This is a genomic window from Micromonospora sp. NPDC049048 (genome assembly GCF_043197615.1).
GTDB lineage: Bacteria > Actinomycetota > Actinomycetes > Mycobacteriales > Micromonosporaceae > Micromonospora.
Genome location: NZ_JBICTM010000008.1, coordinates 59,273 through 79,350, shown reverse-complemented (window position 1 = coordinate 79,350; position 20,078 = coordinate 59,273). Strand labels below are relative to the sequence as shown.

General features: G+C 72.2%; 18 protein-coding genes. 5 read left to right on the top strand and 13 right to left on the bottom strand.

Annotated elements, in window-relative coordinates; all coding sequences use genetic code 11:
- Nucleotides 1-187: 187 nt before the first annotated feature.
- The 13 genes from ACGFIG_RS24135 to ACGFIG_RS24075 form a co-directional block, all read right to left on the bottom strand.
- The gene (locus ACGFIG_RS24135; RefSeq protein ID WP_393006430.1) at nt 188-1,267 is read right to left on the bottom strand and encodes an enolase C-terminal domain-like protein; all 1,080 of its coding nucleotides are present in this window, start codon (nt 1,265-1,267) and stop codon (nt 188-190) included.
- Nucleotides 1,268-1,273: 6 nt separating this feature from the next.
- Nucleotides 1,274-4,372 carry an FAD-binding and (Fe-S)-binding domain-containing protein gene (locus ACGFIG_RS24130; protein WP_393006428.1) on the bottom strand — a complete coding sequence of 1,033 codons (3,099 nt, stop codon included), beginning with the start codon at nt 4,370-4,372 and terminating at the stop codon, nt 1,274-1,276.
- Nucleotides 4,369-6,135 (bottom strand): thiamine pyrophosphate-dependent enzyme, encoded by a 1,767-nt coding sequence (locus tag ACGFIG_RS24125; protein ID WP_393006426.1) that lies wholly within the window; start codon nt 6,133-6,135, stop codon nt 4,369-4,371. Before ACGFIG_RS24125 ends, ACGFIG_RS24130 begins: the two co-directional genes overlap by 4 nt.
- Nucleotides 6,136-6,488: 353 nt before the next feature.
- The gene (locus ACGFIG_RS24120; protein ID WP_393006424.1) at nt 6,489-6,656 is read right to left on the bottom strand and encodes a hypothetical protein; all 168 of its coding nucleotides are present in this window, start codon (nt 6,654-6,656) and stop codon (nt 6,489-6,491) included.
- A gap of 137 nt (nt 6,657-6,793) precedes the next feature.
- Complete coding sequence (locus ACGFIG_RS24115) at nt 6,794-8,515, bottom strand: cytochrome bc complex cytochrome b subunit (RefSeq protein WP_393006422.1); 1,722 nt, start codon at nt 8,513-8,515, stop codon at nt 6,794-6,796.
- Nucleotides 8,512-9,378 carry a ubiquinol-cytochrome c reductase iron-sulfur subunit gene (locus tag ACGFIG_RS24110; protein WP_393006420.1) on the bottom strand — a complete coding sequence of 289 codons (867 nt, stop codon included), beginning with the start codon at nt 9,376-9,378 and terminating at the stop codon, nt 8,512-8,514. The genes ACGFIG_RS24115 and ACGFIG_RS24110 overlap by 4 nt, the downstream gene beginning before the upstream one ends.
- Nucleotides 9,375-10,178: a c-type cytochrome gene (locus ACGFIG_RS24105; protein ID WP_393006418.1), complete on the bottom strand. Its 804-nt coding sequence runs from the start codon at nt 10,176-10,178 to the stop codon at nt 9,375-9,377. The genes ACGFIG_RS24110 and ACGFIG_RS24105 overlap by 4 nt, the downstream gene beginning before the upstream one ends.
- A 3-nt stretch (nt 10,179-10,181) precedes the next feature.
- Nucleotides 10,182-10,568: a c-type cytochrome gene (locus ACGFIG_RS24100; protein ID WP_393006416.1), complete on the bottom strand. Its 387-nt coding sequence runs from the start codon at nt 10,566-10,568 to the stop codon at nt 10,182-10,184.
- Nucleotides 10,565-11,461, bottom strand: coding sequence for a cytochrome c oxidase assembly protein (locus ACGFIG_RS24095; RefSeq protein WP_393006414.1), 897 nt, complete (start codon nt 11,459-11,461; stop codon nt 10,565-10,567). Before ACGFIG_RS24095 ends, ACGFIG_RS24100 begins: the two co-directional genes overlap by 4 nt.
- Complete coding sequence (locus ACGFIG_RS24090) at nt 11,449-11,847, bottom strand: hypothetical protein (RefSeq protein ID WP_393006412.1); 399 nt, start codon at nt 11,845-11,847, stop codon at nt 11,449-11,451. The genes ACGFIG_RS24095 and ACGFIG_RS24090 overlap by 13 nt, the downstream gene beginning before the upstream one ends.
- On the bottom strand, nt 11,847-12,473 hold the full coding sequence (locus tag ACGFIG_RS24085; RefSeq protein WP_393006410.1) for a heme-copper oxidase subunit III: 627 nt from the start codon (nt 12,471-12,473) through the stop codon (nt 11,847-11,849). Before ACGFIG_RS24085 ends, ACGFIG_RS24090 begins: the two co-directional genes overlap by 1 nt.
- Entirely contained in the window at nt 12,470-14,398 is a 1,929-nt protein-coding gene (gene ctaD, locus ACGFIG_RS24080) for a cytochrome c oxidase subunit I (protein WP_393006408.1), read from the bottom strand. The genes ACGFIG_RS24085 and ctaD overlap by 4 nt, the downstream gene beginning before the upstream one ends.
- 16 nt (nt 14,399-14,414) lie before the next feature.
- On the bottom strand, nt 14,415-15,446 hold the full coding sequence (locus ACGFIG_RS24075) for a c-type cytochrome (protein ID WP_393006406.1): 1,032 nt from the start codon (nt 15,444-15,446) through the stop codon (nt 14,415-14,417).
- Nucleotides 15,447-15,578: 132 nt separating this feature from the next.
- On the opposite strand from ACGFIG_RS24075, the gene ccsA reads away from it, so the two are divergent.
- From ccsA to ACGFIG_RS24050, 5 genes are read left to right on the top strand one after another with little or no spacing between them, the layout of a single operon-like run.
- Nucleotides 15,579-16,352, top strand: a complete 774-nt coding sequence (gene ccsA, locus ACGFIG_RS24070; protein ID WP_393006404.1) for a cytochrome c biogenesis protein CcsA — start codon at nt 15,579-15,581, stop codon at nt 16,350-16,352.
- Complete coding sequence (locus ACGFIG_RS24065; RefSeq protein WP_393006402.1) at nt 16,349-16,759, top strand: cytochrome c maturation protein CcmE; 411 nt, start codon at nt 16,349-16,351, stop codon at nt 16,757-16,759. Before ccsA ends, ACGFIG_RS24065 begins: the two co-directional genes overlap by 4 nt.
- Complete coding sequence (locus ACGFIG_RS24060; protein ID WP_393006400.1) at nt 16,749-18,647, top strand: heme lyase CcmF/NrfE family subunit; 1,899 nt, start codon at nt 16,749-16,751, stop codon at nt 18,645-18,647. The genes ACGFIG_RS24065 and ACGFIG_RS24060 overlap by 11 nt, the downstream gene beginning before the upstream one ends.
- On the top strand, nt 18,644-19,195 hold the full coding sequence (locus ACGFIG_RS24055; protein ID WP_393006398.1) for a TlpA family protein disulfide reductase: 552 nt from the start codon (nt 18,644-18,646) through the stop codon (nt 19,193-19,195). Before ACGFIG_RS24060 ends, ACGFIG_RS24055 begins: the two co-directional genes overlap by 4 nt.
- Complete coding sequence (locus ACGFIG_RS24050; RefSeq protein WP_393006396.1) at nt 19,192-20,070, top strand: cytochrome c-type biogenesis protein CcmH; 879 nt, start codon at nt 19,192-19,194, stop codon at nt 20,068-20,070. Before ACGFIG_RS24055 ends, ACGFIG_RS24050 begins: the two co-directional genes overlap by 4 nt.
- Nucleotides 20,071-20,078: the final 8 nt, after the last annotated feature.

The following is a 20,078-nucleotide window of genomic DNA, read 5'->3' as shown; positions in this document are numbered from 1 at the left end:
AACGGCCGAGGAGGTTGCGGCGCAGCTGTCCGACCGCTACGCCCTGCACGTCCCCCGCGACGTCGGCCGGTGAGACTCGGCGTTGGAGATCGCGTGCCCGGTGGCGCCCCGCCCAACGGGACGCCGCGGGCTGCTGCGCAGCCTGGCGGGGTTCGCCCCGTCCATCGGTTGCTTGTTTCCGGCGCGCTCAGCGCACCCGGTACCGCTCCGCCTCAGTCTCGCGCAGTTCCAGCCCGTGACCGGGCCGATCCAGCACTGCCGGTGCGCTGCCTCCCGCCGCGGGCACCGCTCCGTCGAAGAGCATGGACTCGATCCGCACGTGGTCGTGGAACCATTCCAGATGCCGCAGGTTCGGCGTCGCGGCGGCAACCGGCAGATGCTGGTGGGGTGCGCAGTGCGCGGAGACCTCCAGGCCGGCCGCGTCGGCGACGGCCGCCGCGCGCAGGAACTCGCTGATCCCGCCGCACCGGGTGACGTCGATCTGAAGGCAGTCGACGTACGGGGCCATCCGGTGGAAGTAGGCCAGGTCGAAGCCGTATTCGCCGGCCGTCACGTCGGGCAGCACCTGGTCGCGGAGCAGACCGAGCCCGACGAGGTCGTCGGAGCTGACCGGTTCCTCGTACCAGCGCACGTCGAGGTCGGCGGCCGCCAGGGCCACCCGGACGGCCTGCTTGCGCTGGTAGCCGCCGTTCGCATCGACGTAGAGCTCGGCGTCGTCGCCGATGGTGTGCCGGGCGGCAGCCATCCGGGCGAGGTCGCGGGGCACCTCGGTCCCCCAGGACTCCCCGATCTTGATCTTCACCCGTGGGATGCCCTCGTCGTGCACCCAGCCGGAAAGCTGCCGATGCTGACGCTCGGCGTCGTAGGTGGTGAAGCCGCCGCTGCCGTACACCGGGACCTGCCGGCGGGCGGTGCCGAGCAGGCGGGCCAGCGGCAGGCCGTGGCGGCGGGCCTTGAGGTCCCAGATCGCGCAGTCGGCGGCGGACAGCGCCAGCCCGGCCACGCCGGGCCGTCCCGCGTTGCGCAGTCGCCGCTGCATGGCTGACCACGCGGCCGGCACGTCGTCCGGGTCGAGTGTCGCCACCACGGGTGCGAGCAGGTCGGTGACGACCGGCACCACCGCGCTCGGTCCGTACGTCCAGCCGGTGCCGGTCTCGCCGTCGGCCGCCGCTCGGACCAGCACGAGGGTGGTGTCGGTCCAGGCGAGGGTGCCGTCTCCCTCGGGTGCGTCGGTCGGCACCCGGTATGCCGCCGCGTCGAGTCGCAAGGCCGGTCACCGCCGCCGCTGCCGAACGGCCAGCGCGATGACCGGGGCGAGCGCGGCCAGGCCGACGAGTCCGGCGGCGAACAGCCGGGCCGTGCGGGAGGGCTTGTCCGGCCGCCGCGCCCACCGCTGTTCCGGGCGGTCGTCGACCGGGTCGCCGTGCAGACCGGCGCGGAGCAGCTCGGCGAGGTGGATCGCCCCCCGACCGCTGGCGGCTCCCTGCGCGACCTGGGTACGGCAGCTGAAACCGTCGGCCAGGATGACGTCGGTGTCGGCGGCGGCCCGGACGGCCGGGAGGAGAACCCGCTCGGCGCACGCCTCGGAGACCTCGTAGTGCCCCGCCTCGAAGCCGAAGTTGCCGGCCAGTCCGCAGCAGCCGGAGTCGAGGATGTCCGCCTGGACTCCCACTGCGGTGAGTACTGCCTGGTCGGCGGCAGTGCCGAGGATGGCGTGCTGGTGGCAGTGTGTCTGGATCAGCGCATGCGCCGGCAGCGACGGCGGTCGCCAGCCCGGCGTGTGCTCGTGCAGCAGCTCGGCCAGGGTGACCGTCTGCTTCCGCAGCCGGGAGACATCTTCGTCGTCGGGGAACAGTTCGTGGGCGTCGCTGCGGAACACGGCCGTGCAGCTCGGCTCCAGGCCCACCACCCGGGTGCCGGCCCGCAGATGCGGACGGAGTGCGTCCACGGTCCGTTGGAGCACCCGCTTGGCGACGCCGAGCTGGCCCGTGGAGATCCAGGTCAGGCCGCAGCAGACTGGCTGGTCCGGCACCCGCACCCGCCAGCCGGCCGCCTCCAGCACCTCGACCGCGGCCTGCCCGACGCCGGGGTGGAAGTGGTTGGTGAAGGTGTCGGGCCAGAGCAGCACCTCGCCGCGGGAGCCGTCCCCGTTCGGCGTCCGGCGGGTGAACCAGCGTTGGAACGACTCCGGCGCGAAGAGGGGGATGTCCCGGCGGCGGTCGATGCCACCGACCAGCTTGGCGAGCCGATCCGGTCCGGGTGCCTGGGTCAGCGCGTTCACCACGCGTGGCGCGCGGGCGGCAACCGCGGCCAGCGCCGGCAGCCAGCCCATCGAGTAGTGCGACCGGGGGCGTAGCCGCCCCTGGTAGTGGTGGGAGAGGAATTCCGCCTTGTACGTCGCCATGTCGACGTTGACCGGGCAGTCCGCCTTGCAGCCTTTGCAGGCCAGGCAGAGGTCCAGGGCGTCCCGGACGGCCTCGGAGCGCCAGCCGTCGCCGATGACCCCGCCCCGGGCGGTGCCGTCGAGCATCTCGAACAGCAGCCGGGACCGGCCCCGGGTCGAGTGCTCCTCCTCCCGGGTGACCATGTACGACGGGCACATGACGCCGCCGTGCTGTCGCCGGCACTTGCCGACGCCGACGCAGCGCAGCACCGCCCGACCGAAGCTGCCGGAGTCATCGGGGTAACGGAAGTGGGTCAGCACGCCGCCGTGGTTGTAGTCGACCCCGATCCGCAGGTGGCTGTCCAGCGGGTAGGGGCCGACGACCTTGCCCGGGTTCATCCGGTCGTCCGGGTCGAAGATGGCCTTGAGCTGGCCGAACGCGCGGACCAGTCGTTCGCCGTACATCTTTGGCAGCAGCTCGCCCCGGGATTGTCCGTCGCCGTGCTCGCCGGAGAAGGATCCGCCGTACGACACCACGAGGTCCGCGGCGCGCTCGATGAACGAGCGGAACTGACGCACGCCGTCGGCGGTGGTCAGCTTGAACGGAATCCGGGTGTGCACGCAGCCCTGTCCGAAGTGCCCGTACAGCGACGCCTGTTCGAAGCCGTACTCCCGGAACAGACGGTCGAGATCGCGCAGATAGTCGCCGAGCCGGTCCGGTGGGACGGCTGAGTCCTCCCAGCCCTCCCAGGTGTCGTCCTCGCCGGGCACGCGGGCGGTCGCGCCGAGACCGGATTCGCGGATCCGCCACATCTGTTCCTCGTGGGCCTCGTCGTCGAATCGGTGCACATGCGGCCCGGCCTCGCGTCGCATCGCGGCGAGCATCCGGGCGAGGGCGTCCTCCGCCTCCTGCGGTGTGTCGCCGCCGAGCTGGACCATCAACCAGCCGCCGCCCTTCGGAAGCAGGTGCACCGCGGCGGGGTGCATGTGCTTGCGCTTCTCGAAGTTGATCAGTTTGTCGTCGAGCCCTTCGAGGGCGATCGGGTTGTGCGGCAGGATGTGCTTCACGTCGTCGGCCGCGGCGGCGATGTCCTGGTAGCCGAGGAAGACCATCACCTTGGCCGGGACCACCGGGACGAGCTTGAGCCGGGCCCGCAGCACGGTGACCAACGTGTTCTCCGAGCCGACCAGGGCCTGCGCGACGTGGAAGTTCCTCTCCGGCAGCAGGCTGTCCAGGTTGTAGCCGGAGACCCGCCGTGGGATGTCCGGGTATCGGGTGCGGATGTCGCTCAGGTACTCGTCCCGTAGCGCCCGCAGCTGGCGGTAGATCTCGGCTTGGCGGCCGCTCCGGCCCTGGATCTCGGCGTACTGCTCGTCGTTGGTCTCGCCGACCCACATCCGGGTGCCGTCGTAGAGCAGTACCTCCATCTCGACGAGGTTGTCGACGGTCTTGCCGGTGCGCTGTGCCGTCGCCCCGCAGGAGTTGTTTCCGATCATCCCCCCGATGGTGCAGTGGTTGTGGGTCGCCGGCTTGGGGCCGAACTCCAACCTGTACGAGGCCAGCAACTCGTTGAGCGTGTCGAGCACGATGCCCGGCTCAACCAGGCAGGTCTTCGCCTCGACGTCCACGTCGAGCAGCCGGTTGCAGTACTTCGACCAGTCGATCACGACGGCGGTGTTCGTGCACTCGCCGGCCAGGCTCGTGCCGCCACCGCGGGACAGCACCGGCACACCCGTCTGGCGGCACACCTCGATCGCGGCGACGGCGGCCTCGACGGTACGGGGCACGACCACGCCGAGCGGGATCTGGCGGTAGTTGGAGCCGTCGGTGGAGTAGGCGCCGCGTGAGCCGGCGTCGAACCGGACCTCGCCGTCGACCACGGGGCGCAGCCGTGCGGCCAGGGCGTCGAGGTCCACACCCGTGGCCGGCGCGGGCGCCCGGGTCACCGGGTCGGGCAGCGCGACCGGTGTAGCGGCGACCCGGGTCATGACCGCAGCTCGTTGATCTTGTCTCGAGTGACGGTGGCCAGCGTCGCGACCTTGTGCGGCTGTCCGCGCAGGAACGCCTCGGTGAAGTGCTTCGCCTGGTCATACCTGACCTTTCCGGGCATCGGCGGTTCGTTCGGGTTGACGTCACAGTCCACGAGCGCCGGGCCCGGGTGGGCGAGGGCCTCCCGAATCACCTCGGGCAACGCCTTCGGGTCGGTGACCTTCGCGCCGTAGCCGCCGCAGGCGCGGGCCCAGGCGCCGAAGTCTGCTTCCGGCTGGCGGTGTCGCACCGCGTACTCGGGATAGCCGAGGATGATCTGCTCCCAGAGGATCTGCCCGTACGAGTTGTTGTTGTTGACGATCACCTTGATCGGCAGTTCGTGCCGCACGGCGGTGAGGAACTCGGCCATCAGCATGGCGAACCCGCCGTCACCGACGAAGGCGATCACCTGCCGGCCCGGATACGCGTGCTGCATGGCGACCGCATACGGCAGGCCCGGCGCCATCGTGGCCAGGTTGCCCGACAGGTAGAACTCCCGCCCGCCCCGGATGGTCCAATGCCGGGCCGCCCAGGTGGCGATGGTGCCGGAGTCACAGGTCAGGATCGCGTCGGAGGTGGCCGCTTCGTCGACGCAGCTGATCAGGTACTGCGGGGCGATCGGGTCCCGCGCCGGATCCTGTAGCGCGACCATGTCCGAACGCCACGCATCCCGCTCCCGCTGGTACTTCGCCAGGAAGGACCGGTCCGACCGGTGCTGGAGCATCGGCAGCAACTGCTGCAACGCCAGCCGGGCGTCGGCGGTGAGCGCCGCGTCGACCGGCAACCGCATGCCGATCAGGCTGGCGTCGATGTCGATCTGCACCACGCGGGCCTGCCCCGGCTTCGGCAGGTACTTCCCGTACGGGAAGGACGTGCCGACCATGAGCAGGGTGTCGCACTCCTCCATCAGTGCCTCACTCGGCTTCGTGCCGAGCAGGCCGAGGCCGCCGGTGGTGAGTGGATGGTCGTCGGGCACCACCATCTTGCCCGGCAGCGTCTTGACGATCGGGCTGGCCAGCGCCTCCGCCACCGCGATGACCTCGTCACGGGCGTGCCGGGCGCCCACGCCGACGAGCATGGCCACCTTCGTGCCGGCGTTGAGCACCTCCGCCGCCCGGGCCAGATCGGCCTGCTCCGCCGGTACCGCCGGCAGCGACACCACCGCCCTGCTCATCGGCGGCTCACCCGGGCTGACGTGCCGGTACGGGTCCTCGTCGGCTGCGGCGACCTGCACGTCGTTCGGGAAGGTCAGGTGGGCCACCGTCCGCATGGCAAGGGCGTGGCGGATCGCGATGTCCACCACTCCGGGCACCTGCTGCGGATTGGTGACCATCAGGTTGTAGGCCGCCACGTCCTGATAGAGCAGCGGGGTGTGCACCTCCTGCTGGTAATGCGAGCCGAGCACCGACGTCTCCTGCATGCCCGTGATCGCCAGCACCGGCACATGGTCGAGCTTCGCGTCGTACAGCCCGTTGAGCAGGTGGATGGCTCCCGGTCCCGACGTGGCGGCACAGACGCCGATACGGCCGGTGGCCTTGGCGTAACCGGTGGCCATGAAGGCGGCTGCCTCCTCGTGGTGCACCAGGACGAACCTGAGCTTCTCCCGCTGCCGGCGGAATCCCTCCATCAGGCCGTTGATGCCGTCGCCCGGCAGGCCGAAGACGGTGTCGACGCCCCACTTCACCAACCGTCGGGCCACGCTCTCGCCAACGATCTCCTGCACCTCACGCCTCCCGATCATGGAGTTTCCCGGTTCGCGGCCCTGTCGACGTCGACCCGCTCGGGCCGATGGACCGCGATCCCTTCCGCTCCGGCCGCTCTATCGGAGACGGGGTGCCAGCAGACCCCTACTCACCTGCCGCGAGGCGGTCATGGCCGCCCTGAATTCTCCGGCAACCAGCCGGATCCCTCACCGATAACTCCGAAATGACCGCATTTAGCGGAGGCCGGCGCACCTGGGCAGCCCCCGAACCTCACGGACGCGACAGCATCTGAAACTGTCGCCCGGCATCGTGCGGCACGTTGAACAGGTCGGTCAGGTCGGCCCGATCTCCGGGTCGGCGGGCCCGCGGAGGGTCACCTGCGGCGGCCGAGGCGAGTCGCCAGATAACCGATGATCAGCCCGACGACCAGGATGCTGACGGTACGCCCGGTGGCGACCGCGCGGAGCCGGGACAAGCCCTCCCGGGGATCGACGACCGCACCCGCCACATTGCCGGCCGTGCCGACAACGACGTCACCCATCCGGCCCCTGTCCATTCCCCTGCCGCCCCTTCTGCCGGTCCCACTGCTGCCAGCCGTACCCGTCGCGGCCGGCACCAAACGCCGCCTCCCCGCGCCCACCCGCAGGTTGCGGCGGTGCGGGCCGGTGCAGACCGCGCTCACCGCCGCTCCGGTTCGTCTCCGTCCACGCCACGCTGTCGGTCACGCCGCTGCCGCAGGGCCGCCGTCAGCAGTGAGACGCCCAGCGCGGCGTTGCCCCACCGCCGCAGCGCGGTGCGGACCCGGCGCGACGGCGGGGGCGGGCCGGGCACCGCCACGTGGTCGATCCCGGGGTACGCGAGCCGGGCCGCGTCGGCGGCCTCCTGCTCGCTCAGCACCGCGCGGTTGCTGAGAATCGCCACGCCGGCCGGCTCGTCGCGGTAACGCCAGCGCCACACGTCGCCGTCGGGCCACAGTTCGATCCGCTCCCCCGGGCGGTCCGGCGCCGGCAGTTCCGGCTCGTCGGCCATGGCCTCCGCGTCGCTGGGGTCCGACGGCTGCCGGGCGGCCCGCAGGTCGGCCCGAGTCAGTTCACCCAGGCGGGCCGCGTCGCCGCGACGCAGTGCCCGGGCCACCAGGAAAGCCGAGGCCCCCGCGAGCACCGGCAGCACAAGGACCAGCACACGCAGCAGGTTGAGCAGGTCGTACACCGGCACCCGGAGCAGCCGGGCGAGGATGTCGTCGCCGGCCGCGACGACCAGCACCCCGAAGAAGGTCAGGGCCATCACGCCCACGCCCATCCGGACCGGGTGATCGCGGGGCCGGTCGAGCAGCTGGTGTGGGCGGCGATCGCCGGTGCACCACCGCTCGATGAACGGCCAGGCGTACAGGGCGAGGAACGTGACGCCGCCGAGGACCACGCCGGGGAAGAACGGCGCCGGCACCAGGTGGCCGGCGATGTGGATCTCCCAGGCGGGGAACAGTCGAAGTGCCCCGTCGCCCCAGGCGACGTACCAGTCGGGCTGCGCGGGTGAGGTGGACTCGGCCGGGGCGAACGGCCCGTAGAGCCAGACCGGGTTGATCTGCACGAGTCCACCGAGGGCGAACAGCACCGCCAGCACCCAGAGGAACAGCGCCAGCGACCGCAGGGCGTAGCTGGGGTAGAGCCGGGAGCCGACGACGTTGTGCTCGGTACGCCCCGGGCCGGGGAACTGGCTGTGCTTCTGCCGGACGATCATCGCCAGGTGCACGGAGACGAGGGCGACCAGCACCGCGGGAACCAGAAGCACATGGGTGACGAACATCCGTGGGATCATCTCGTCGGACGGGAACTCGCCGCCGAGGCCGAGTGCGGCCAGCCAGGAACCGACCAGCGGGATCGACTCCACCACCGAGACGATGATCCGCAGGCCGAGACCGGAGAGCAGGTCGTCGGGCATGGAGTAGCCGGTGAATCCGTTCGCCAGGGCCAGCAGGAGCATGGTCACGCCGACCAGCCAGTTCAGCTCCCGAGGCTTGCGGAACGCGCCGGTGAAGAAGACCCGCACCAGATGCACCAGGATCGCCGCGACGAAGATCAGGGCTGCCCAGTGGTGGGTCTGCCGGATCAGCAGCCCGGCCCGGACGTCCCAGCTCAACCGGACCGTGGAGGCGTATGCCGCGGAGGTGGTGGTGCCGTCCAGCGGGGCGTACGAACCGTGGTAGACGCGGTCGGCGGAACTGGCCTCGAAGAACAGGGTCAGGTAGATGCCGGTGAGGATGAGCGCGACGAAGGAGTAGAGAGCGATCTCGCCGAGCATGAACGACCAGTGGTCCGGGAACACCTTCGCCAGCGCCCGACGGGTCAGCGGGGAGAGCCGCAGCCGGTCGTCCATCGCGCGGGCCAGCCGGTCGAAGATCATCGCCGGCTCCAGAAGCCGGCGCCGGGCGGCGTGGTGAAGTCGCCGCTGGCGCGCAGGTAGCCGTCGGGTCCGACCTCGATGGGCAGGCCGGGCAGCGGCCGGGCGGCGGGCCCGGCAACCGGGGCGGCGTCGGCGAACAGATCGAACGACGACTGGTGGCAGGGACAGAGCAGCCGGCCGGTTCCCTTGAGGTAGAGCCGCACCGGGCAGCCCGCGTGGGTGCAGAGCAGCGAGTAGACGACCAGTCCCGCGAGGTGGCCGGCCGACGGGGGCCGACTGAACCGCTCGGGCTGCAGCCGTACCGCGAAGGCGGGGGCGTCGCCGGCTTCGGTGCCGCCCTCGGGAAACACCCCCACCACTGTGCCGGCCGGCACGTCCGCCGGCCGCAGTGGCCGTCCGTCGACGGTCAGCAGCCGCACACCTGGCCCCCACGGGGTGTCCCTGCGCGCCCGTACCGGCCCGGTGCGGTCCCACGGCAGCAGCGACCGGAGGGGGAACAACCCGGCGACGCCGAGCGCGGTCAGCGCCAGCCCGAGCGTGGCGAGCAGGCCACGGCGGCGGATCGGGCTGTCCGGTGCGGTGAACACCGCCGCGGTCAGGGCCTGCTCGGCGGGGGGCGGGGTGAAGCCCTCGTGCTCCTCGACGTAGCCGCCGACCGGCACCAGCCGTCGTCCCCAGATTGCCAGGCCCGTCGCCAACCCGGCGAACGCCACCCCCAGGCAGGCCCCTTCCCACTGGGTCTGGCCGCCGAGACCGTAGGTGACCGCGAAGCCGACGGCACCGGCCGCGCTGAAGAGGAAGGACAGGATGATCCGGCCGTTCACTGTGGGTGGCGCGGCCGGCACTCGCACACGCCGGCTCATTCGCCCGCTCTCCCGCCCAACCAGCGGGCCGCCGCCACGAGCAGCCCAAGGGCGATGATCCAGGCGACGAGTCCTTCGGCCAGGGGCCCCAGCCGGCCCACCGGGTTGCCGCCCCGGTCCAGGTCCTCGGCGCGCAGTCGCCGGACGTAGGTGGCCAGGTCGTTCACCTGCTCGTCGGTGAGGACCTGGCTCGGGAAGACCGGCATGAGACCGGGACCGACCCGGATCGCCTCGGCGACCTGCACCGAGGTCGCCTCGTACAGCGGCGGGGCGATCCAGCCGTTGGTCAGGGGCGCCCCGGAGCCGGTGGCGCCGTGACACGGAGCGCAGTTCGCGGCGTACAGTTCCCGGCCGGCGGCGAGGTTGCCCGGCGCCACGCGGGGGATCTGGGGGCCGCCGCCGAAGCTGGCGACATGGTCGACCAGGGCAGCGATCTCGTCGGCGGAGAAGACCGGTTCGCTGCGGCGCGGCTGCTGGATCTCGTCGGGGATCGGCATCCGCCCGGTGGAGAGCTGGAAGTCCACCGACGCCGGTCCGACACCGACCAGCGACGGGCCGCGCTGGGCACCCTGCCCCTGTTGGCCGTGGCAGCTGGCGCAGTTCTGCCGGAACAGTTCCTCCCCCCGCCCACCACCGCGCGCCGCGCCGCTCGGAGCGGGTGCGGCGGAACCGGAGGGCGTGGGGGCCGCGGGAGCGGCGAGGGCTGCGGGACCGGCCGCCAGGCTGAGGGCCGCACCGAGGGCGACCGCTCGTCCCGGGTGCCACCACCGGCGCGTCAACCGGTACGTCCCCGTGCCCACGACTCAGTCCAGCGTGTACAGGTAGGCGGCGATGTCCTGGGCGTCGACCGGGCTCACGCCCAGGTCCGGCATCGCGTTACCGGGTACCACCGCCTGCGGGTCGGTGATCCAGTGCTGCAGGTTGTCGGCGTTGTTCACCAGCTTCCCGGCGATGTACGAGCGTGAGCCGAACCGGGTCAACGGGGGACCGACGAGACCGTTGGCCCGGTTGACGCCGGGAATCGTGTGGCAGGAGCCGCAGCCGTACTGGGCGATGAGCGTGGCGCCCCGGTCAGGCCGGCCGTCGCGGACCTCCGGCGGTGGCGGCGCGGAGGTGCGCGCGCAGCCGGGCAGGGCGAGCGGCAACGGCAGCGCCACCAACAGCAGCCAGCGGTGGAGATTGCGGCTCATGGCACGACTCTGCCGCTGTGGGCCACCGCCGGGCGAGCGGACTCGGGTGAGGTCACCCGCTCGGGGCGCTGCCGCTGCATACCGAGGAGCCAGCGCAGGAACCCGGTCAGGGTGACGGCGAGCACCGCCGCGTCCATCGGTCCCCACATCAGCAGCCCGGCCAGCTGCTGGTCGGCCAGCGGGTCGGGCCCGAGGAGGCTCGCCGGATAGATGGGCTGCGGTGCGAAGGTCAGCACCGCCCCGAGCGCGGACGCCGGCAGCGTTGCGCCCACCAGCAGCAGCATTCCGGCGGGGACTGGCAACCGGTGCCGCGGTGCTCCGACCAGTGGCGCCCACAGCAACCAGGCCGAGCCGATGAAACAGAGGTGCTCGACGGCGTGCGCGACCGGCTGCCGTTCGGCGCTGGCATACGGCGTGGGCAGATGCCAGAACCAGAGCGCCACGGCGTGGATCCCGCCGGCGGTGAGCGCCAGCACGGCCGGTCGCCGAAGCCAGCGGAATGGCCCGGACACCCGCAGCCGGGCCAGCCGGCGGCGTGGCGCCGGCGGGCAGGCCAGGGTCAGCGGCAGGCCTGCGGCCCCGGCGGCAAGCAGCGGGCCGGCGCCGAGCAGCAGCAGCATGTGCTGGGTCATGTGTCCGGCGAAGGACCGTTCGGCGAGGTCGGTGAGGGGCCCGTCCTGCGTGGCGAGTACGCAGAGCAGGCCGGCGCCGAAGGCAGCCACCCGCCAGCCGGACAGCACGCGGCCGGGTCCCCGGCGCGCCCACAGCTCGTGCACTCCCCTGCCGTAGCCGGCGGCGAGCAGGGCCAGGGTGGCGGCGAGCAGCATGGCGAGCAGCCCGGCCACCATGTCGTCGCCGCCGGTGGTGGTGCCGGTCGCGTTCAGCGCAGGCACGGCGGCAGCACCAGCAGGGCGATGCCGCCCAGCACGATGATGGTCAGGAACAGCAGGTTGGACCAGATGGCGACAACCGCAGCCATCCGGCCGCGGCCCACCGGCCGCTCGTCGAGCCCGTTCGGCGGGTGCGTGGTGCGCCGCCAGACAAGCGCGGCGGCCAGCAGGGCACCGACGGTCGCCAGGGCGGGCAGCACTATGGCGACCGCGATGACGGCCCGCAGCGGCAGCGCCCCGATCTGCTCCCGACCGCCGGCGCAAGCCAGCTCGTCCACGCTCCACGCGGCGAGCAGGTGCACCGCCCAGGCGATCGCGCCGCCGAGCACCGCGTACCAGAAGAGCAAGCCACCGGCGAGGCGGGCGCGGGGGCCGGGGTGGGTGCTCATCACAGGCTCGGCGACAGGTAGACGGTGAACAGGATCGCTGCCCAGACGAGGTCGACGAAGTGCCAGTAGATGGCCGCGTTGCGTACCCGCTCGTGGCGGTGGGCGCCGAAGCTGCCACCGCGCAGGGAGGCGGCGAGCAGCCAACTGATCATGGTCAGGCCGACCAGCACGTGCAGGCCGTGGAACCCGGTGATCAGGTAGAACAGTGAGCCGTACGCGTTGGTGGTCATGGTGAACTCGCGCAGTTTCTCGGCGTACTCGCCGGCCTGCAGGGTCAGGAAGGTGACGCCGAGGACGATGGTGGCAGCCAGCCCGGAGCGCATCCGCCAGCGTTGCCCCTTGCGGATGCCGCGCTCAGCCCAGATGACGGGCAGGCTGCTGGGGAGCAGTACCGCGGTCATGACCAGCGGGACGAGCAGCTTAGGTTTGCCGATGCCGTCGGGGGGCCACGGTCCGCCGTACTGGAACCGCAGGTAGAAGTAGCTGCCGAGCAGGCAGGCGAACAGGGTCGCCTCGGTGGCCACGAACATCACCATTCCCCACCAGCCGGTCGACCGGCCCACCGGCAGTTCGGTGGTCAGCGCCTCCGTGCCGGTGGTGGCGGCAACGCCTCCCCGCACGCTCATGGCTGCACTCCGAGTTCCCGTTCGGGCTGTCGGGGTGGCCAGAGCCAGACGGCGATGGTGGCCGCCACGGCGGTCGCCGCGACGGCGGCGACCGGATACCAGGCGACGAGCATCGCGATGAAGAAGACCAGCATCGCCGAGGCGAGCAGCAGCGGTTGCAGAGAGGATTCGGGCATCTCCACCGCCCGCTCGCGGCGACCGTCGAGTTCGCTGGTGACCAGTGTCCTGCGCCCGTCGGCGAGGATCCGGTCCCCGGTGACGCCGCCGGCGATGGATTCCCGGCTGGCCGCGTCCCACGTCGGATGCACGCTGCGCACCTCGGGCAGGACGGGGAAGTTGTACGGCTTGGGCGGTGAGTCGGTGGACCATTCCAGGCTGTCGCCGCCCCAGGGGTCCGGCGGTGCGGGCCGCCCACGACGGACCGCGTGCACCACGCCGACCAGCACCAGCAGCAGCCCGAGGGCGAGCAGGTAGGACCCGCCGGTGCTGACGAGGTTCCAGCCGTCCCAGCCGGGCTCGCTGCGGTAGGTGTAGACCCGTCTGGGCATGCCGAACAGCCCGTACAGGTGCATGGGGAAGAAGGTGACGTGCATGCCGGCGAAGACCAGCCAGAACGCCCACCGGCCGAGCTTCTCGTGGTACATCCGGCCGGTGATCTTGGGTAGCCAGTAGTAGATGCCGGCGAGCATGGGGAACACCGCCCCGCCGATGAGGACGTAGTGGAAGTGGGCCACGACGAAGTAGGAATCGGTGACCTGCTGGTCGAAGGCGGTCAGCGCGAACATCGTCCCGGTGAACCCGCCGAGTACGAACGTCACGATGAACCCGATCAGAAACAGCATCGGCACCTTGAGCACGAGCCGGCCAAGCGCCATCGTGGCCAGCCAGGCGAAGATCTGGATCCCCGACGGGATGGTGATGATGGCGCTGGCCGCGCTGAAGAAGCTGTACGACAGTCGTGGCAGGCCGGTGGCGAACATGTGGTGCACCCAGACGCCGAACGAGATGATCGAGATGGCGACGATGGCGAACACGATGAGCGGGTAACCGACCACGCCGCGCCGGGTGAACGCGGGCAGCACCGCCGAGACGATGCCCAGGGCCGGCATGACGATGATGTAGACGTCGGGATGCCCGAAGATCCAGAACAGGTGTTGCCAGAGCAGCACGTTGCCGCCGGCGTCGGGGTCGAAGAAGTGGGTGCCGAAGCGCCGGTCGAGAAAGAGCATGGCGTTGTCGAGGTTCAGCGCCGGCAGCGCGAAGATCACCATGAAGGCGGTGGCGACGATCGCCCAGACGAACAGCGGCACCCGGTTCAGCGACATGCCGGGCGCACGCAGCTTGAGCGCGGTGACGATGAAGTTGATCGATCCGGCGGTGGTGGCGATACCGAGGAACAGCAACCCCAGGCTGTAGACGTCCATGTGCAGGCCGGGGGTGTTCGTGCGCCCGGTCAGCGGCACGTAGGCGAACCAGCCGCCATTGGGGGCGGCGCCGAAGGGCAGGCTGGCCCACATGAACAGCCCGGAGAACAGGAACACCCAGTAGCCGAGCGCGTTGAGCTTCGGAAACGCCATGTCCCGGGAGCCGATCATCAGCGGAACCAGGAAGTTGCCGAACCCGAACAGCATCGGGGTGGCGAACAGGAAGATCATCGCCGTGCCGTGCATGGTGAACAGCTGGTTGTACTCCTCCGGGGAGAGCAGCCCGGACTCCGGGCGGGCCAGTTGGGTACGCATGGCCAGCGCGCTCAGGCCGGCGAGGGTGAAGAAGAAGCCGGCGGTGACCAGGTAGCGCCGGCCGATCCTCTTGTGGTCGACGGTGCTGAACCAGGAGCGCAGCGAGGGGCGTTCCCCCCAGTGCGCCTCGAGTGCCGCCAACTCCTCCCGGCTGACGCCGGACGCCGGTGTCGCGGTCGTGGACATCCTTCCCTCCCTCCGCCTACTTCAGCGACTGCAGGTACGTGATCAGGTCCGGCAGCCGGCCCGGCTCCACCGGCTGCGGCGGCATGCGGTTGCCCGGTTTGACCGTCTGCGAGTTGGCGATCCAGCCGCCGAGGTGGCCGCCGTCGTTGGGCACCGCCCCGGCTCCGATGCTCCAGCGGGAGCCGACGTCGGACAGGTCTGGTCCGACCCGGCCGTTCGCGTCGGTCCCGCGGACGGCGTGGCAGCCGGCGCAGGTGCCCCGCACGAACGCCTCCTTGCCGCGGCGCTGGGCGTCGGTCTGCGGGGCGGGAGCCGGCGCGGAGAGCCGGGCCACCCAGGCGTCGAATGCCGGCCGGGGTTCAGCGACGACCATGAAGGCCATGTGGGCGTGCTGGGTGCCGCAGTACTCCGCGCACTGACCCCGGTAGCTGCCGGCCCGTTCGGCGTGCAGCCAGGTTTCCCGTACCTCGCCGGCGATGAGATCGGTCTTGGGCATCAGTTGCGGCACCCAGAAGCTGTGCAGCACGTCCGCCGTACGCAGCCGGACGCGCACCTTCTCCCCCACCGGGATGTGCAGCTCATTGGCGGTGGCACCGTCGACACCCGGGACCCGTACCTCCCACCACCACTTGTGGCCGGTGATCTCGATGGTCGGCGCGTGCGGGCCCGGGTCGTCGCCGAGCGCGGCGAGGTCGCGCAGGCCGATGGCGTAGACGGCCACCAGGATCACCAGCGGTACGCCCGCGCCGGCGACGGTGACGAAACGCAGCGGCTGCCCGTGCCGGATGCGGACGTGGGGGCCGCGGCGAACCAGCAGCGCCCACGCCAACACGACCATGACCTCGGCGAATACGGCGATGGAGATCCAGAACAGCAGCCACCACAGGTTGGCGACCCGCCCTGCCCCGGCGCCTGCGGGGTCCAGTGTCGACGGCGCACCTGCGGAGCAGCCGGCGAGGGCCAACCCGCCACCCAGCACCACGACCGGGAGCAGCCCTCGGCGGCGCTGTGGTCCGGGGTGCGTCGTCGCATCGCCTCTCGTATCCACCGGCACCGACCCTAGCGATTACAGAGGTTTATATCCTCTCTTACCCACATGTCGCTGGTATCAGCTTTCGTCCGTTTACAGTTGATGTTCGGCAACAGCTGGGCAAGCGCCGACGGCGCGGACAGGAAGATCATGCCAACCACCGCGGACTTGACCGCCGACAATCCACGGGGCGCCCACGCGCGCCGCACGACGGCCTGGATCGCCGGCGGGCTCGCCGCCGCGGCCGGGCTCACCGGTGGACTCCTGGCACCGGCCGACGCCGTGCAGGGACAGGCGCAACGGCTGATGTACCTGCACGTACCCGCCGCGTGGGTGGCGTATCTGGCGTTCGCCGCCGTTCTGGCCGCCAGCGTCGCCCACCTGATCGGCGGGGACCTGCGCTGGGACCGCATCGCCCGGGCGAGCGCGGAGATCGGGGTAGCGCTCACCACGGCGGCCATCGGCACCGGATCGCTGTGGGGGCATCTGGTCTGGGGCACCTGGTGGGCCTGGGACCCGCGGCTGGTCAGCACCGCTCTGCTGCTGCTGGCGTACATCGGTTATCTGGCCCTCCGCCGGGCACTGGCCGAACGCGTCGGCGGAACCGACGGCGGCGACCGGCGGACCGCGCGCGTGGCGGCCCTCGCCGGCATCGCCGGCTTCCTGCTCGTCCCCGTGGTCCACTTCTCGGTGCTCTGGTGGCGCTCCCTGCACCAACAGGCCACCGTCCTCGCTCCCGGACAACCGCCGATCGACCCGCGGATGGCCCTCGCGCTGCTGCTCGCGGTGGCGGCGGCGAGCACCGGTGCGCTCCTCGCCCTGGCGCACCGCACGCTGCGGCTGGAGCGCCGGCTCGCGGTCGCAGCCGAGACATCGACGACCGGGGCCGGCACCACCCGACGCGGCCTGGCGCGGGTGAGATGATCCGCCGACCCGCACGTCTCCTGTTGGTCGCGGTGCTGCTCGCCATCGGCGGTCTGCTGGTCACCAGCGCTCTGCGCGGCACCCTCACCTACTACCGCACCCCGAGTGAGGTGCTCAGCGACCCCGAGGCCGGGCGGCAGCGCATCCGCCTCGGCGGCGAGGTCGTCCCCGGCTCGCTGCGCCACGACGGTGACCTCGTGGTGTTCCAGTTGGCCGACGCCGGTCACCGGGTGGCTGTACGCCAACGCGGCGTGCCCCCGCAGGCTTTCCGGGAGGGCGAGGACGCGGTCGTCGAGGGGCGTCTGGGCACCGACGGGGTCTTCGACGCCGACCAGGTGCTGGTGCGCCACGGCAACGAATACCGTCCCTCCTCCCCCGCCGACCCGCAACCGTCCGATGCTCGGTGACCTCGGCACCGGCGGCCTCGCCGCCGGACTGCTCGCCGCCGCGCTCGCCGCGCTGCTCTGGTTGCGGGTCGCCCTGCTCGGCGTGCCGGCCCGGCCGGCCCGGCTGGCCACGCTGGGGGCGCTGCTCGCCGCCGCCGGAACCTGCCTCCTGCTGGAGGTGGCACTGCTGAGCCACGACTTCAGCGTGCGGTTCGTCGCCGAGAACGGTGGCCGCCACGTGTCCACCTACTACACGATCACCAGCCTGTGGTCGGCGATGGACGGGTCCCTGCTGCTCTGGCTACTGGTCCTCGGCGGGTACGGCGCCCTGTTCGCGCGCGGACGACCGGACCGGCTGCGCGCCTACGCGATGGTCGTGGTCAGTGTGGCGACCACCCTGTTCTTCGCGCTGTCCACCTTCGCGGCCAACCCCTTCCGCGCGGTGAACCCGGTGCCCCTGGACGGGCCGGGACCGAACCCGTTGCTGCAACAGCACCCGGCGATGGGCGTGCACCCACCGCTGCTGTACGCCGGCTACCTCGGCGCGGTGGTGCCGTTCGCCCTGGCGCTGGCCGCTCCGCTCGCCCGAACAGCCGGACGGAACTGGGTCCGGCGGGCCCGCCCCTGGGCGCTGGTGGCCTGGTGCACGCTCACCGCCGGCATCGTCCTCGGCGCCTGGTGGTCGTACGCGGTCCTCGGCTGGGGCGGTTACTGGGCCTGGGATCCTGTGGAGAACGCCTCACTGCTGCCCTGGCTGACCACCACCGCTTTTCTGCACACCAGCCTGGGTGGCGGCCGGGGGCGGGAGCGCTGGAACAGCGTGCTGGCCTGCGCCGGCTTCCTGCTGGTGCTGCTCGGCACCTTCCTGACCCGCTCCGGGGCCGTGGCGAGCGTGCACGCGTTCACCGATTCGCCGCTGGGGCCGCTGCTGCTTGGTTTCGTCCTGCTCGCCGTGCTGGCCGCCACCATCCTCACCGGTCGCCGGCAACCGGCGCCGGCCCACGGCGCCACGCCGCTGTGGTCCCGGCGGACCGCCGCGCTGACCAACGCCGTCCTGCTGGTCACCGTCGCCGCCGTCGTGCTGATTGGCACCGTGCAGCCGTTGCTCAGCGAGCCACTCACCGGCAGCCGGACCAGCGTCGGCGCCGCCTACTACCAACGCACCGCGGTCCCGTTGGCCGTGGTGGTGCTCCTGTTGGCCGGGGTCACCCCCGCGCTGCGCGTACGGGACCGGGCCGGCGCGCTGCGCCGGCTGGCCCTGCCCGGTGCCGCGGCGTTGGCCACCGTGGCCACCGTCGGCCAGCTCAGCCGGCCCGGACCCACGGCGCTCACCGCCTTCGGGGCGGCCGCCTTCGTCCTCACCGGCCTGCTCGCCACGCGCCCCCGCCGCTGGGCCGCGGTGCTGGCGCACGCCGGACTCGCCCTCGTCGCCGTGGGGGTCACGGCCTCCTCCGCGTACGGGCGGGCCGACGAGCGGACCCTGCGGGTCGGCGAGACGCTGCGGGTGGCCGACGTGTCCGCCCGACTGGTGTCGGTGCAGCGTGGCTCCGCCGGCGGCCGGATGGCCGTGCAGGCACGGCTGGCGGTGTCCGCGGGTGGCACCTCCCACACGGCAGTGCCGGAACTGCGCTACGACCCGGCCCGGGATGCCGCCGTCACCGTGCCCGCGATCGACGAAGGCCTCCACCGCGACGTCTATCTCACCCTCGTCGCCGTGTCCGACGACGGCGGCAGCGCGACCGTACGTGTGGCGGTGAACCCGTTCGTCGGACTCATCTGGGCCGGCGGCGCGGTCGCCACCGCAGGCGGCCTGATCGCCCTGAACGGCGCGGCACGGACACGACGTGAGCGGCGCACGGAAGCGGCCGGGCAGCGTGCATCCGTGGCCGCGGCCGGAGTGTCGGCGTGAGCGCGCGAGCCAGGCGGTCCTGGCGGCGGATGAGGCCGGCCCCGGCCACGGTCCTGCTGCTCGCCGTCGGCCTCGGGATCGCCCTCGCCACCGGGCACCACTCCGAGCCCGGCGAGGTCGGACGACAGCCGGTCGCCGCGCCCCCGCTGACCGGCACCACCCTCACCGGCGCCCGGTTCGATCTGGCGGCGGCGCGCGGGCACGTCGTCGTGGTCAACGTCTTCGCCTCGTGGTGCGGGCCGTGCCGGGAGGAACTGCCGCTGCTGGTCGAGACCGCCCGGCGTTGGTCCCCGCAGAGATTGCAGGTGGTCGGACTCAACCTACGCGACGGCCCGGACGCGGTACGCGCGGTGCTGAAGCAGACGCACGCCGAGGATCTCACCGTGCTGCCCGACCCGGACGGCACCCGTGCCGTCGCGTGGGGCGTCCGGGGCGTACCGGAGACCTTCGTCGTGGACCGCGACGGGCGCATCGTGGCCCACCAGACGGGCGTGGTCACCCGGCAGTGGCTCCAGGACCATCTGTCCCCGCGGCTGGAGTCAGGGTGATCCGGCGCCTACTCGTCGCGCTGGGCCTGGCGGCGCTGGTCGCGCTGGCGGTCGCCGGGCTGGTCCGGTCGGCGGGGCCGGCCGACCGGGCCGACCCCGCCGCCGCGATCGCCGCCGGGCTGCGCTGCCCCGCCTGCCAGGGCGAGTCGGTGGCCGACTCGCGGTCTCCGATCGCCGCGTCCATGCGGCAGGTGATCGCCGACCAGGTGGCCCAGGGCCGTAGCCCGCAGGAGGTCCGCCGGTGGTTCGTCGACCGGTACGGCGAGGAGGTGCTGGCGCAGCCGCCCCTGCGCGCCGCGCCGCTGCTGTGGGTGGTCCCGGCGGTGGCGCTGCTCGGCGCCGGCACCGCCGCGCTGCGTACCCTGCGTCCCCGCCAGCGGAACGGCGGATGCCGCAGCCCGGACGACGTTTCGGCGCGGGCCGGGGGACGGCCGCGGGCGGCTTGGTGGCTCTCCGCCGCCGGGCTGGCGGTCCTGGTGGTGGCCGTGGCCGTGGCCGCCGACCGGCTGGCGCCGCAACCCACCACCACCGACCCGGCGGTGGTCGTGCTTCGGCTGGCGCAGGACCTGGAGGCCCAGCAACGGTACGACGCCGCCGCTCAGATGTACCGCGAAGTGCTGCGGGAACTCCCCGACGACGCCGTCCGGCTACGCCTCGCCTTCGCCCTGCTGCGGTCCGGCGACGCCGCGGGCGCGGAGCAGACCGCGCTGGAGGTGCTCACCAACTCGCCCGACTCACCCGAGGGGCTGCTGGTGCTGGGCCTGGCCCAGCGCGCCACGCGTCCCGAGGAGGCGTCGGCCACGCTGCGGCGGTTCCTCGCCACTGCGCCCGGGCACCCCGCCGCCGCGGAGATCCGCCGGCTGCTGGTCTCCTGATCGACCCT

Bases quoted from the DNA above. Each gene is read 5' to 3' on its own strand.
- ACGFIG_RS24130 (WP_393006428.1), bottom strand. From the start codon at position 4,372: ATGACCCGGGTCGCCGCTACACCGGTCGCGCTGCCCGACCCGGTGACC.
- ACGFIG_RS24120 (WP_393006424.1), bottom strand. From the start codon at position 6,656: ATGGGTGACGTCGTTGTCGGCACGGCCGGCAATGTGGCGGGTGCGGTC.
- ACGFIG_RS24115 (WP_393006422.1), bottom strand. From the start codon at position 8,515: ATGATCTTCGACCGGCTGGCCCGCGCGATGGACGACCGGCTGCGGCTC.
- ACGFIG_RS24110 (WP_393006420.1), bottom strand. From the start codon at position 9,378: ATGAGCCGGCGTGTGCGAGTGCCGGCCGCGCCACCCACAGTGAACGGC.
- ACGFIG_RS24100 (WP_393006416.1), bottom strand. From the start codon at position 10,568: ATGAGCCGCAATCTCCACCGCTGGCTGCTGTTGGTGGCGCTGCCGTTG.
- ACGFIG_RS24090 (WP_393006412.1), bottom strand. From the start codon at position 11,847: ATGAGCACCCACCCCGGCCCCCGCGCCCGCCTCGCCGGTGGCTTGCTC.
- ACGFIG_RS24085 (WP_393006410.1), bottom strand. From the start codon at position 12,473: ATGAGCGTGCGGGGAGGCGTTGCCGCCACCACCGGCACGGAGGCGCTG.
- ctaD (WP_393006408.1), bottom strand. From the start codon at position 14,398: ATGTCCACGACCGCGACACCGGCGTCCGGCGTCAGCCGGGAGGAGTTG.
- ccsA (WP_393006404.1), top strand. From the start codon at position 15,579: ATGCCAACCACCGCGGACTTGACCGCCGACAATCCACGGGGCGCCCAC.
- ACGFIG_RS24065 (WP_393006402.1), top strand. From the start codon at position 16,349: ATGATCCGCCGACCCGCACGTCTCCTGTTGGTCGCGGTGCTGCTCGCC.
- ACGFIG_RS24060 (WP_393006400.1), top strand. From the start codon at position 16,749: ATGCTCGGTGACCTCGGCACCGGCGGCCTCGCCGCCGGACTGCTCGCC.